This window comes from Martinezella sp. CNPSo 3890, from assembly GCF_057784455.1.
In genome coordinates this window covers 268,202-281,115 of sequence record NZ_JBXSOR010000006.1, presented here as the reverse complement: position 1 = coordinate 281,115, position 12,914 = coordinate 268,202, and the positions used below count along the sequence as shown (strand labels likewise).

Here is a 12,914-nt window from a genome sequence, read left to right as displayed (position 1 = left end):
GAACTTTATCCATGAAGAACACCGGTTTGATCAGGCAATCAGGCTGACGCGATCATTGGCAATCTTGTTTTCGACCCAGGCTCTTTCATTCTGCCAATCATGCCGCTTCCATCCCTCCCAGCCAAAGCCGCACAGCTTGATGTCCCATTCCGAGGCGGGAAACCTTGAAAGCGCATAACAGATGCCGAGGAAGCCTGTGCTAGGAAAGACCTTGTGCATGCGACGCCCGGAAATACCGAGCTCGTCGCAGCCGTCAATGTAGGTCTGAGGCGGCATGATGCGGATCTCCTTGCCGGCCCTGCCCAGCAACTCGATTGCCTGCATCGTCCAGTCAGCCTTTCGACCCTGCAGACGCTGGAAGATGTTCGGTCGGGGGTGATATTTGCGAATGATATCGGGGTGATAGGCCAGCATGAAGACCTTTGCGGCCTTGAGCGCGGCATTATCCATGAAGCTCGGATCGAGAAGCCGCCGATACAAGATCTTGCTTGATGCGGCCAGCATGATCATGTCGGTGCGCTCGCCGCTCATGCCTTCGGAAAGAACCGGCTCGTTGAAACGCATGACGAATTGCGCCTCGTCTACGATATCGGCGATATCGTGTTCCAGCTTTCCATTGCCGACAATGATTGCAGTCTTACGCGCCAATGCGGTCGTCCAGAAAATACGGGCCGTGCATTAACAAGCCGTTCTGACAGCACACTGAAACATTGATGATGCAGAACTGAAATCCCCTCGACCAGCCGTTCCAGCACGTCCGGTCGAATTTGATCCGCCTACCAAGCGAGCATATTAACGGCATCTGCACAGAGCAACCGCAGTGAAAGAGGCTTTGCTGGCAGACCGCGCCAAGTCGCTATAGACTGTTGCCTCTCAATGCCAAAAGCGGATCGAATGGAGAGTTTATGAAGCAAATCGATCGCATGAACTCGACGTCGAACGAGTGGGAGGCTGACCCGTGGGATGCTCCCGACAAGGTGGCGGACTTACAATTCGCCGGATTTCAGAACAGGGCTGCAAAGGCGATTGCCTGGGCTTCCATATTCGGTGCCGACCAGTCGCTGTTCGGCATGGAAGCAAGCGACCTTCGCAGTTTTGATGCCGAATTTTATGCGACGTGTGACGGTGAGGACATGCTTTTGATGCGGCTGATTTGGCATGGCTTCCCCGATCCACCGGAATGGCGGCTCGCGACGCGACCAAGCAACAACGGCGATCTCCCCTGGGCCTCTTGGGGTTATTTCGCCGACCTGCCGGAAAGCTGGCAGATACCGGCTAGTCAAGCGGCGTCATCCGATAATCCTGCATAACGGGCGATCGGCACGCTCACAAGAAATACCGGAACTTCAACGGCAGCAGGGCCGCGCCGATCGCGCTGGCGTCACCTTCGGTTTCGCTAAGAACCAGCCGAGGCCCGGGCGGCGCGGCACCATAGCGATGCGGACGCTGCGACGGCAGGCGGGCGCGCGCGATCATCATTCGCCCAAGTTCGGGCGGGAGTTGGCCGCCGAAGACGATGGCTTGCGGATCGATCACCCCAGCAAGCGTGGCAATCAGACGGTCGAGCATCGGCATGGTCTCGGAGAGCCAGCTCTCGACGCCGGGCCAGGAAGGGTCGAAATTCTGCTTGAGTTCCTCAAGGGAGCCTATGTCGACACCGCTCTCCCGCAATGTGGCGATGAGATATTGCAAAGCCGGCCGGCGCTGCACTTCGTCGGGATTGTATATGACGCTGAACTCCCCGGCATTCCCATGAAAGCCCAGATAAGGCCTGCCTTCCAGAACAAGGCCGCCGCCAAATCCATAGTTGAAGGACAGGTATGCGAAGGTCTTGCACCAGCGCCCGACACCACGCAAGCTTTCGCCGATTGCGCCCGTTGTTGCGTTGTTTTCCAACCAGGCCGGCAATGCAAAGACATGCTCAAGTTCCGGCTGCAGATCGACCAACGACCATTCGCGCAGCGGCTCCGGAGCATTGAAACGACGATCATCGCCGACGAAAAAGCCCGACATGGCAAAGCCAAGTCCGATGAGACTTGCGCGCGATATTTCGTGGCGCGTCAGGATCGAACTCAGTTTCTCGGCAAGGATTGCCAGCGTTGCCTTGCGGTCGGCGGGCACGCCGCTGAGCACCTCCTGATCGACGATGTCGCAGCCGAAATCAGCAAGCGACAGTGTCACGGCATCGGTATTGACGGAAATACCAACCGAATAAACCGCCTTCCGTTCCAGTTCGATAGTAGGGCTCGGCTGCCCGCGCGCACCCTTGAATGGCGCACCGGCGCGAAGCAAGCCGCGAGCTGTCAGTGTCTCGACGAGCCGATGCACCGATTGCTGCGTCAAATTGGTGTGGGCCGTAATGGTCGCGCGCGGGATTGGCTCGCGGCTGCGGACAATATCGAGGATGAGGCGCTCGTTCTCGCTTGCCAGTGGGGATTTTTCAAGCGCTGCCATGAGTGCAATCCTGCTTCCTGTCATGCCGACTTAGCCCGCGCCTGTCAGCGTACAATCCGAACCCCATATTCGCGGCTCTCGTCATAAATATTACACTTTATGTGTATTAATAGCCATAGCAGCGATCGATGCCAATACATCGCGTCGGCCACACCCATTGGTGCTCACATTCGACATCGAACCTCGCATCCGCTCATTCCCGCCTGAAAACCGACAGCCCACGAAAGCTTTTCCCATGCATAGCCAGACCGCCACATCGCCCTCATCCCGCAATGCCGATATCTACGACCTCCTCTCCCTGGCCAATCCGAACATTCTGACGATCGCCCATCGCGGGCTTTGGTCGGCAGCTCCCGAAAATTCGTTGGCGGCAATCCGTGCGGCAGCCGAGCTTGGGGTGGAATTCGTCGAAATCGACACGCAGGCGACCGCCGACGGCCATCTCGTCGTCATTCACGACAAGACGCTGGACCGCACCACCTCCGCCAAGGGTGTCGTCGGAGCGAGCAGTTTCGCCACAGTCCGCGATGCACGATTGCGTGCCGGTGCCGGCGGAGAGCTGGCTGTAATGACGGATGAACGCGTTCCCACGCTCGAAGAAGCGCTGGAGGAGGCGCGCGGGCGCGTCTTCGTCAATATCGACACGAAATTCCCCCGCGAACTGCCGCAGGTCATTGCTGCAGTGCGGCGGCTGGGTGCCGAAGATCACGTCATTATCAAGTCGGATGTCGCGCCGCAAAGCGGCTGCTTCCCGGTGCTGGACGCCGATTGGTTCGGCTCGATCCCGCATATGCCCATGTTTCCCGTCCGGCCCGGAAAATTCACCGAGGACCTCAGGATGATCGAATCGCTCAAGGCGCCGATGGTCGAGGTGAAATTCACCGACATTGCCGATCTTGCCGCCGGGCGCGAGGAACTGGAGCGTCAAAATATCCGGCTCTGGATCAATACACTCGACGTCTCCCACAATCTCGACTTCAACGACAGCCGCGCGCTCGGCGACCCTGAAGGCGTCTGGGGAGCGCTCGTTGACGCCGGCGTCGGTGCCATCCAGACCGACACGAATGTCGAATTCAAGCGGTGGCTCGCGAACAGAGGCGCCAACTGACAGGATCTTCGGCAACGGCAAGACAGAAAAGCCCGGGCGGTCTTCCGATCGTCCGGGCTTCTGCGTCCTGTCGCAGCAGTTATCCGCATCGAAACATATTTTCCCTGCGAAAGGCTTGCCTCCCATAAGCGGAGCCGGTCGAGATCGTTCCCCTATGAGGACAAATGCTGCATCCGCGAAAAAAATGATGCGGAGATGAATTAAAACTGACGCGAAAATGAACTGGAAATGTTGACTTAAGGATTCACTGAACTAGTTCCCGCTGAGACGCCGGGGTCCGCCCCATCCACAGCGACCATATGAATCTGCATAATTCTGCGCAGCCGTTCCAGCCGTAAGACGTTGGTACGGCACGGGATATCTGTGCGGTTAAGAGGTCGCATCACAGCGCAGTGGGACTTCAGTATCGCATGAGCAGCATCACGGGACGGCTCGTCAAGGGAAGCATGTGGTTAAGCCTATCTCGAACCATCGTGAACGGGCTTGCAACACTCAGCACCTTCGTCTTGGCCCGCTATCTAGCGCCGGCTGATTTTGGCGTCGTCGCCCTCGGCATGACGATATTGATGATCGTCACGACCGTTACCGAGCTTTCCCTTTCCGAGGCGCTGATCCGCCATGATGCACCGGATGAATCCCATTTCAGTGCTGCCTGGACGCTGAACGCCGCACGCGGGCTGGCGATCTGCATCCTGTTTGCGATCTTTGCCTATCCGGCCGCCGCCCTGTTCAATGAGCCGAGGCTGACGGGTGTCATGTTCGCTCTTGGCATCAGCATGCTGATGGGCGGCCTTACGAATCCGCGGCGCATTATGCTGCAGCGCGATCTGATCTTCTGGCAGGAGTTCGTGCTCGCCGTTTCGCAGAAATTCGCGGGCTTCGTCGTCTCGGTTGCGATCGCGATCATCTATCAAAGCTATTGGGCACTCGTCGTCGGCACGCTGATCAGCCAGGCGACGAACGTCATTGTCTCCTATCTCGTGCTGCCGTTCCGGCCCAGGATCACCTTCCAGCATATGCGGGAGTTCTTCTCCTTCTCCGCCTGGCTGACCGCAGGCCAGATCGTCAGCACGCTCAACTGGCGCTTCGACTATCTGCTTGTGGGCAAGATGCTCGGCGGCATCCAGCTCGGCTATTATTCGGTCGGCAGCAACCTCGCTATGATGCCGACGCGGGAGGCGACCGCGCCCCTCACCCAGACGATCTATCCGGCTTTCGCTGGCATTCACAATGATCCGGGCAGGCTCGCCGCCGCCTATCAGCGTGTTCAGGCACTGGTTGCTGCTGTAGCTCTTCCAGCCGGCATCGGCGTTGCCGTGACCGCCGACCCGTTGGTGAGGCTCGCGCTCGGCGACAAATGGGCGCCCGTCATCTTCATCATCCAGTCGCTTGCGTCTGTCTTTGCGCTGCAGACGCTGGGCTCGCTGGTGCAGCCGCTCGGCATGGCCAAAGGCGAGACGCGCGTGCTCTTCGTCCGAGACACGCAGATGTTCTGCCTGCGCGTGCCGATCATGATAGGCGGCCTGCTGCTCTATGGTCTTCCGGGGGTCATTGCCGGCCGCGTCTTCACCGGCCTCTTCAGTACCGCCGTCAACATGATGCTCGTACGGCGCTTCACCGGCATCAGCGTTGCCAGGCAATTATCGGTGAACCTTCGGGCACTCGTGAGCGTCGCCATCATGGCGGCAGGCGTCTCGCTCGCCTCGAGCCATCTTGCCTACACAGACGACAAGCTCGTGCTCGTGACGCACCTCGCCATCCTGATCCTGCTTGGCGGCCTGCTCTATTGCGGTTCGACGCTCCTGCTGTGGACGTTGATGAGGCGGCCGGCCGGCCCGGAAACGGAGGTACGAAACATACTCGGCAAAGTGCTGCCGAGGCTTCGTCCTGCCTGAAAACGCGCGGCCGATATCGGCCGGAGACTGACCTGTCATCTAAACGGGGGAATGGGGAAATGACATTACAATCAAATCAACAGCTGATCGCGAAACTGGACAACATGATCCACGATTGCCTGAAGGATTACATCAGCAAAGATGAGCCGCTGGCGATCCTCGATTTTCCTGACATCCGCAATTGCGGCGACTCCGCCATTTGGCTCGGCGAAATGGCCTATCTCAACCGGCGATATGGCAAGCGGCCGACCTATGTCTCGCGGATCGACGACTTCTCGCCCGAGCAACTCGAGCGCACCATGCCGACCGGTCCGATCTTCATTCATGGCGGCGGCAATTTCGGCGACATCTGGGATGCGCATCAGGACTTTCGCGAACGGGTTCTGGAACGATTTCCCAATCGGCAGGTGATCCAGTTCCCGCAATCCATCCATTACAAGTCGCAGGCACGCATAGAGGAAAGCGCCCGCGTCATCGGACGCCACAAGCATTTCGTATTGCTCGTGCGCGACGAAGAATCGAAAGAGTTCGCCCATAAGCACTTCGACTGCGAAGTGCGTCTTTGCCCGGATATGGCCTTCAGCATCGGAACGATCCGGCCGGATGAACCGGAATTTGACGTCCTTGCCATGTTGAGATCGGATCTCGAGAAGGTCGGAGACGCCAACCTTTCTGCCTATCCCGACATTCCGAAAGAAGACTGGACGACTGAATCCGCCAAACGTGTACGCATCTCCAAAGCCTTCGGTGCGGCAACGGCTTTGCTCGCCCTCAAGCCGGCCGAGATACGCCTGCGCAAGCTCGACGCGGCGGCGCATAACCGGTTGCGGCGTGGCATCCGCCAGATTTCCCGCGGCCGCGCGATCGTCACAGACCGGTTGCATGTCCACATCTGCTCGATCCTGCTTGGACGACCGCATGCCGTGCTGGACAATAGCTACGGCAAGATACGTCGGTTCATGGCGGCATTTTCCGGCGGCACCGATCTCGCCTACCGCGCGACCTCTCTCGAAGACGGTATCGCCTGGGCGCGTAATCAGGCTACACAACCATTGGCACCGGCCGCCTGACGTATTTCCGGTCGCATCATGCGACCGGGCTGCGTCCGCAAGACATCATTTTAGGGATACCAGTGAAGAACAACGACCCATGGGCTTGTCTTGTGGGCTTCGCTTTAATTGAAGCCAGCGGCTGCGGCGGCTCATCGGAAATGTAGACTATCGCGTACCATCGTGAATTCAGCCCCATGTTCGACAAAATCTGCCGGCCGCGCAGTGAAGCTCAGGGAATAAACTTGTCTCTTGTCAATCGCGACGAGAATAACTTGTTTAACGGAAGGAACTTCATTCACGGCTCCTGTACAGGTCGTTTGCAGTGCGGGAATCCCTCCAAGCATCTGCCCCACAGGCGTGTCGCAGACGGTTTTCATGCCTTGGGCTTCGTATGAATTGCGCACGGTTGCAAGCATAGTGCGTGTCTGATCATCGAGCTTTAGTTCTTCACTCTCTCTATGCGGCAAGCTGGTCAGAATTATAGCGGTGAGGGGTGAGCCGTCTGGGTTCGATTTAATCGCGGTTTGTGACAGTCCCGGAAATGGTCCGCCAAAATTCTCGACGGGAATTGAGGTACTGGTGACATTATATCCTGCTGGCCAGGTAATAGGCATATTGCTGGCATTTGCTGCCTCCGAATTCGCAGCGGTAGACGTCTTCGTCAATTGGCCGATTTGCGCTGCCAATACAAGCAAGGCCAGCCCCCACAAGCTCAAAAGGAAAGCAGTTCGCGATCGCCGAGCCAAACGTCCAATAAGATAGGCGAGGCCGTAGGGGATTATGATCGCGCCAATAAGGGTACCTAGCAAAGCGCCGCCTTGTTGCGCGGCGAGCTCCGGCGACGTGGCGTCCACAACCGATAGGCTGTGCAACACCGTGCTGACGATGGCCATGAGAGCCAGTAGAAGCCACTGCCACCAACTCAATTTCTTAAAGCCTGGTCGCTCCTTGTCGACGGTATCCATATTTCGGCAAGCCCAAATGCGTAAGGTGGAAGTCTGGCATATAAAACGATTCACATGCGGCTGCCATTGAGTCGGCAATGAATCAACAAGGCCACGATGTCATGAACCACTTAAGCTCCTTCGGATGACAGGATCTGGCAGTAATGATCGCCGCGTGACATATAATTTTGGCCATCGACTGCTTTACCAAGCGATGCTAAGAGCTGCCACTTGTGATCGTTCGTACCCATTCCAGTGGTTGGATATTACCGATGCGGGGTCCTTTCGCACAGGCGTTCGTTTGTGCCGGCATAGCATTCACGCTCTTCTTGGCAGGCCTCCTGGCTGTTTTCGGGTTAGCCGGACCTTACGCCGGTGAAGCACTTGGCCGACTGCTTTTTACGGTCGCTGTACCTGCACTTTGCACCGGCTTTTGGGCAAGCAAGTCTGCGACAACCTGGCCATTTTTGCGCATTGCAATCACGTTCACGACGATCCTTTTGATTGTACTTGCCTTGCAGGCTATCGGCGCGAGATCCTGGATCGGTCTCGCGGAGCGAAACATGCAGAGCGATCAATTAGCTTTCGGGCCAATGACGGGTACTAAGGAGGCTGAGAAACAGCAAAGATCGCCTGCTTCACCCGACATCCAGACCATCATCCGGAAAAATCTGATGGCCAATATCGCGAGTTGCTGGATTCGACCCGATGCCGTTCCCTCCGAAAAGCCGAGGTTGAAACTCGTCCTCGGCCGCGACGGTTCGCTCCTGTTGAATCCCGTTGTCATCAATTCTTCCGACGATCCACGTTTCGCCCCCTTTGCAACAAGTGCCGTCAAGGCAGTTCAACGCTGTGCGCCGTTCAAGGATTTAGTCCCCTATCAGGATCTTTACGATCAGTGGCGCGAAGTATTGATCGATTTTCAGGCCGGGTGAGGCAAACATAAGAAACTGTGTCTCTTCAGAAATATCTGTGACCGGTCTCATGAGTCAGTTCTATGCCAGGAACGCCATCCACAATGGCTTCCAAATATTGGTGAAGCCTCGAAGGTAACGTCCTTGAGCGAGCTTTACGGACAGGCGTCGACGAAATGTGCATCGGCCCGACAATAACCGTTGCCTGAGCAAGGCTGCGCGCTCGTCGTCGATCCCTAATCCAGCGGCAAGACCACGATACGATATCGAGCGGAATCACCTTAGGCGATCCCACCCGTTTTTTGGAGGCTGATACCATTTGAGAGGCAGCTAGCTGCCAAGAGGCGCGAGGCAGCCAACGCTCGCTACCCACTCGGTTTCAGCCTTCAGACCAAAGCTGTTCTTAACGGGCGTTGTACTTCGCATCGACCTCGTTGATGGCCTTGACGTTGCCGGCCGAGCGGCCGTTCTCGTCGAAGGTCTGGGCGAGGAAGGCGTCTGCAATTGCCTTGGCGAGTTCGGTACCGATGACCCGAGCGCCCATGGTGATGATCTGGGCGTTGTTCGACAGAGCGGCGCGCTCCGCCGAATAGGTGTCATGCGTCAGTGCCGCACGGATGCCCGGAACCTTGTTGGCCGAGATGCAGACGCCGATACCGGTGCCGCAGACAAGGATCGCCTTGTCATAGGTGCCGTCGATGACGCCGGAGGCCACGCGGTCCGCAAGATTGGCATAAAACGCATCGGGGCCTTCATCAGTGCGCGAGACTTCGCTCACCTCGAAACGGTCCTTCAGGTGGTCGGCAAGAACCTTGGCGAGGCCTTCGCCGGCGCTGTCTCCAGCAATAGCAAGCTTCATTGTATGCTCCTCAGAGTTTGGCGGCGCACTTGGCGAGGATGTCGAGATAGCCTTCGACGTTCCAGGCCGAGCGGCCAATGAAAAGCCCGTCTACGTTCGGGCAGGATATGAGTTCTTCACAGTTTTGCGGATTGACCGATCCGCCGTAGAGGCACGGAATCTTTCGGCCGAGCACGTCTTGCGCGACCGCAATGATCTCGGCCTGGCGTGCATCGGCATAGGAGGGCTCGGCGGGAATCCCCTTTTCGCCGATCGCCCAGACCGGCTCGTAGGCCAGCAGGATTTCAGCCTGCTTCTGGGCGTCGGAGAGCTTCGATAGCGCACCGATGACCTGCTCGCTCAGAATCTCGGTTGCACGGCCGCTTTCGCGATCTTGCAGCGTTTCGCCGATGCAGATAAGCGGGATCAAGCCATGACGGACGGCTGCCTCGGTCTTCAATCCGACGGTTTCGTTGGTCTCGCCAAAGTGTTCGCGACGCTCCGAATGGCCAAGCTCGACGATGTCGAGATTGCAATCCTTCAGCATCAACGGGGAGATTTCCCCCGTCCAGGCACCCTGGTCGGCCCAATGCATGTTCTGGGCACCGACCCTGACGGAGCTTTCCGACAGGATCGACTTGATCTCGCGCACGGCCGTGAACGGCGGAATGATGAACCGCTGAATACGGTCGTCACGCAGGGTATCGGCGGCGCGCAGGGCCTCGGCGAAAGCGCGCGCCTCCGCGAGCGTCTTGTTCATCTTCCAGCTCGTGCCGATCCAATAGCGAGGCTTTTCAGTCATGTCATATCCTGGTTCGAGGCGATGGTAAGGGCGATGCCGTCGCGACGAAATTGCGCGACAATGGCGGCATCAGGCGCGTGATCGGTAATCACGGCATCAAAATCGGTAAGATCGGCCATCACATGCAGAGCCGTATGGCCGATGCGCTGATGGCTGACGAGCAGGCAGCTCCTGGCCGCCGATGCAATCATCGCCCGCTTCGTGCGCACGACGTTATCGTCCATATGATAGGCGAGCCTGCCGGAAACGGCCGGCGTCGACAGGAAGGCAATATCAGCCCGCAGGCGCGATAGTGCTTCCTCGGTAACGACGCCCAGAAAGGCGTTGAACTTGGCGGAATAGACGCCACCGAGCGCGATCAGCGTAATGCCGCTTTCGTTCCTCATGCGGTCTATGATTGCGGCATTGTTGGTGATCAGCGTCAGCGGCCGCTTCTGCAGCAGCATCTCGCCTAAAACGGCGGCCATGGACCCGTCATTGATCATGACGGTCATGCCGGGCTCAACCAGATCGAGTGCTGCGCGCGCCATCGCCAGCTTCTCGTCATGGCCCTGACGCTCGCGGAAACGAAAATCGCTTTCAAACTGGGTGCCGGCATCGATGGTCGCGCCGCCGCGAACCTTGCGCAGCACGCCGGCCTGCTCGAGATCATCGAGATCGCGGTGGATCGTCATCTTGGACACAACGAAACGATCCGCCAGATCGTCGAGATCGACGGTCTTATGCTCGATGAGCAGATTGATGATCGATTGCTGGCGCTCTTCCCGTTTCACCTTTTACTCCGGCCATCGGCATGAAATGGAACTCTGAGAAATATAACACTAAAATCTCACAATTCAACATTTCTGTTGTTACATTGAGATAAATTCGTGTTTCGCAACCAGCATCATTCTTAGATCTTCAACAGTGCCTGCGCTGTTTTCTCATCCGTGATTAGCCCATAGAGACAGCGGCTCTTAAGGACCGCGCGGATGGCTTCGACCTTTGGCAACCCGCCTGACAGTGCCACCAGCCGCTCGCCCTTCATGCGCGGCAGGGAGGCAGACAATGTGCGAGAGGTCAGCGTGGTCTCAAGGATATTGCCGTCGGCATCAAAGAAATGGCCGAGAATTTCGCCGACGCCACCGGCCGCGGTGATTTCCCTGATCTCTTTAGGCTCCACCATCCCCGACAAGACAAGCTGCGCGTCGGTATCGACCGTGCCGAGACCGACCAGCTTAAGATCGGCGCCATTTGCAAGATCGAAGACCTCTTTCACGCCGCGCTGGGCAAGCAGCACGTCGCGGTCTTCGCGCGTATTGGCGAAGAACGGCACCGGCATCACATGCGACTGCATGCCGGTCTTTTCGGCAATGCGATGCATGACATCATAGGGGTTGGCGGCGTAGTTTCTGGTAAGCCCACCGAGCAGCGAGACGAAGCGCAAGTCCTTGGCGCTGACGCGCGCCATGTGATGCACGGCAGACGAGAGCGTTCGCCCGTGGCCGAGACCGATAACCTTATTGTTGCCGCTCTCGATTTCTCGCCTCAGGAAACCCGCGCCCGCCTGGCCGAGCGCACGAAACTCGAAGCCGTCTTCGCCGAGATCGGGCGCGACCTCACAATATTGCAGGCCGAAGCGTGCCGAAAGCTGCATCTCGAGCTCGACGCATTCGACGATATCGCCGTCGATCGTCACCTTGACGACGCCTTCGGCGACCGCGCGCGCAATCAGGCGATGCGCCTTCACCGAGGGAACGCCGAGACGTTTTGCCACTTCGGACTGCGTCAACCCGCCGGCATAGTGCAACCAGGCCGCCCGCACGGCGAGCGAAGCATCTGCATCCGTCATCGTCCGTTCCCTTTCATTTTGCTCTGCATCGTCCCTTGCCTGTTCTCTCCGGCCATAACGTCCCGATCCGGCTACCTCCTCGAAAGGATTTGGCGTTTAAGGAATCGGGACTCGTCCGCGCCACCGGCTAGATATGCAAGTCGCCAGCGCCCGTGTCGATATGGGGCGCCCAGAAGGCGATGCTTTCGGCAATCTGCGCGATGACCTGACGATCGTTCGGATCGCGCTCCTTGAACGACAGTTCCAGGCAGATTTCGTTGTCCTTGGCGCCTCCTTCGGCAAAAGCCTTGAGCAAAGGTTCGGGCTGGATACGGCCCTTGGCATTGAACTCCGCCGTGAAGGGGCGATGCCCACCCTTATCCATCAGGCTCTGCTTGATGTGAATGATCGGAGACACCTTCGGCACGGCACGCGCCCACGCATATGGATCATAATCGTCGGGATTGGACGAGGTGACATCGCCATGATCGATATCGGCCATCATCCACATCGGAATGGCGAAGGGCGCCTTCGTCAGTCTGTCCTGCAGGGAAAGGCAGGCATCGATCGTCTCGCCGAATTCGCGGCCGATGCTCATCGGCTCCCAGAAGATATAGGAGAGGCCGGCAGCCCGAGCATGTTCGGCCACCTCGCCCCAGCACTCGATCGCAATCTCAATCAATTCCTCGCGCCGGGCCGGATCGTCATAATCCTTGTAAGTGAAGATCGCGAACTGCGTTCCGACGGAATGACCACCGAGATCCGCGGTGATATCGGCAAAGGTCTTGAACCAGTCAACGTAATAGCGGCGGACATCCTTGTCGGGATGTCCGAAATGGTTGAGACGGCCATAGGGACCGGTCATTCCCGAGGTTACGCGAACGCCGGTGCGCTTCAATGCCTCCTGCATGTCGCGCGTCAGGCGGCGAATGACCGGCGCCTGCCAGCTCGGATTGATGAATTCGTGCGTCAGCTGCAGATCGCGGATACGCAGATCGCGCGCCACCGTTTCGATCAGGTCGGCCGGCTCGGCAAAGCGATTGACAAGCGGATTGGTGTTGAGTGAAAGCGTCAAGGGCATTTTAGGTCTCCCGGCA

General features: G+C 58.0%; 13 protein-coding genes. 5 read left to right on the top strand and 8 right to left on the bottom strand.

The genetic code is table 11. The annotated features are described in order from the left end of the window. Positions 1-30 precede the first annotated feature (30 nt). Complete coding sequence (locus AC13RC_RS17530; RefSeq protein WP_488557954.1) at positions 31-648, bottom strand: glycosyltransferase family 29 protein; 618 nt, start codon at positions 646-648, stop codon at positions 31-33. Between the two features lie 218 nt (positions 649-866). Here AC13RC_RS17530 and AC13RC_RS17525 point away from each other — a divergent pair, with 218 nt between their 5' ends. Continuing rightward, complete coding sequence (locus tag AC13RC_RS17525; protein WP_488557953.1) at positions 867-1,310, top strand: hypothetical protein; 444 nt, start codon at positions 867-869, stop codon at positions 1,308-1,310. Positions 1,311-1,326: 16 nt separating this feature from the next. Here the strand turns inward: AC13RC_RS17525 and AC13RC_RS17520 are convergent, their stop codons facing one another. Continuing rightward, positions 1,327-2,454 carry an ROK family transcriptional regulator gene (locus AC13RC_RS17520; RefSeq protein WP_488557952.1) on the bottom strand — a complete coding sequence of 376 codons (1,128 nt, stop codon included), beginning with the start codon at positions 2,452-2,454 and terminating at the stop codon, positions 1,327-1,329. A 235-nt stretch (positions 2,455-2,689) separates the two neighbouring features. Between AC13RC_RS17520 and AC13RC_RS17515 the strand changes: the two genes are divergently transcribed. The 3 genes from AC13RC_RS17515 to AC13RC_RS17505 all read left to right on the top strand — a co-directional run bounded on the left by AC13RC_RS17515 (position 2,690) and on the right by AC13RC_RS17505 (position 6,527). Continuing rightward, on the top strand, positions 2,690-3,562 hold the full coding sequence (locus AC13RC_RS17515; RefSeq protein ID WP_488557951.1) for a glycerophosphodiester phosphodiesterase family protein: 873 nt from the start codon (positions 2,690-2,692) through the stop codon (positions 3,560-3,562). A 410-nt stretch (positions 3,563-3,972) separates the two neighbouring features. Further along, entirely contained in the window at positions 3,973-5,457 is a 1,485-nt protein-coding gene (locus tag AC13RC_RS17510) for a lipopolysaccharide biosynthesis protein (RefSeq protein WP_112723231.1), read from the top strand. Positions 5,458-5,516: 59 nt separating this feature from the next. Further along, positions 5,517-6,527: a polysaccharide pyruvyl transferase family protein gene (locus AC13RC_RS17505; RefSeq protein ID WP_069615611.1), complete on the top strand. Its 1,011-nt coding sequence runs from the start codon at positions 5,517-5,519 to the stop codon at positions 6,525-6,527. A gap of 131 nt (positions 6,528-6,658) precedes the next feature. On the opposite strand, the gene AC13RC_RS17500 is transcribed toward AC13RC_RS17505, so the two are convergent. Then, positions 6,659-7,474, bottom strand: a complete 816-nt coding sequence (locus tag AC13RC_RS17500; protein ID WP_488557950.1) for a DUF4946 domain-containing protein — start codon at positions 7,472-7,474, stop codon at positions 6,659-6,661. Between the two features lie 212 nt (positions 7,475-7,686). On the opposite strand from AC13RC_RS17500, the gene AC13RC_RS17495 reads away from it, so the two are divergent. After that, a complete protein-coding gene (locus AC13RC_RS17495) occupies positions 7,687-8,388 on the top strand; it encodes a cell envelope integrity TolA family protein (RefSeq protein ID WP_488557949.1) in 702 nt (233 codons plus the stop codon). Between the two features lie 382 nt (positions 8,389-8,770). Here the strand turns inward: AC13RC_RS17495 and derI are convergent, their stop codons facing one another. The 5 genes from derI to AC13RC_RS17470 all read right to left on the bottom strand — a co-directional run bounded on the left by derI (position 8,771) and on the right by AC13RC_RS17470 (position 12,898). Then, positions 8,771-9,226 (bottom strand): D-erythrulose-4-phosphate isomerase, encoded by a 456-nt coding sequence (derI, locus tag AC13RC_RS17490; RefSeq protein WP_069615612.1) that lies wholly within the window; start codon positions 9,224-9,226, stop codon positions 8,771-8,773. Between the two features lie 10 nt (positions 9,227-9,236). Next, a complete protein-coding gene (locus AC13RC_RS17485; RefSeq protein ID WP_488557948.1) occupies positions 9,237-10,007 on the bottom strand; it encodes a triose-phosphate isomerase in 771 nt (256 codons plus the stop codon). Then, positions 10,004-10,780 carry a DeoR/GlpR family DNA-binding transcription regulator gene (locus AC13RC_RS17480; RefSeq protein ID WP_152092861.1) on the bottom strand — a complete coding sequence of 259 codons (777 nt, stop codon included), beginning with the start codon at positions 10,778-10,780 and terminating at the stop codon, positions 10,004-10,006. Before AC13RC_RS17480 ends, AC13RC_RS17485 begins: the two co-directional genes overlap by 4 nt. A gap of 119 nt (positions 10,781-10,899) precedes the next feature. After that, positions 10,900-11,838: a sugar-binding transcriptional regulator gene (locus tag AC13RC_RS17475; RefSeq protein ID WP_488557947.1), complete on the bottom strand. Its 939-nt coding sequence runs from the start codon at positions 11,836-11,838 to the stop codon at positions 10,900-10,902. Positions 11,839-11,965: 127 nt separating this feature from the next. Then, the gene (locus tag AC13RC_RS17470; protein WP_488557946.1) at positions 11,966-12,898 is read right to left on the bottom strand and encodes a sugar phosphate isomerase/epimerase family protein; all 933 of its coding nucleotides are present in this window, start codon (positions 12,896-12,898) and stop codon (positions 11,966-11,968) included. Between the last annotated feature and the right edge of the window lie 16 nt (positions 12,899-12,914).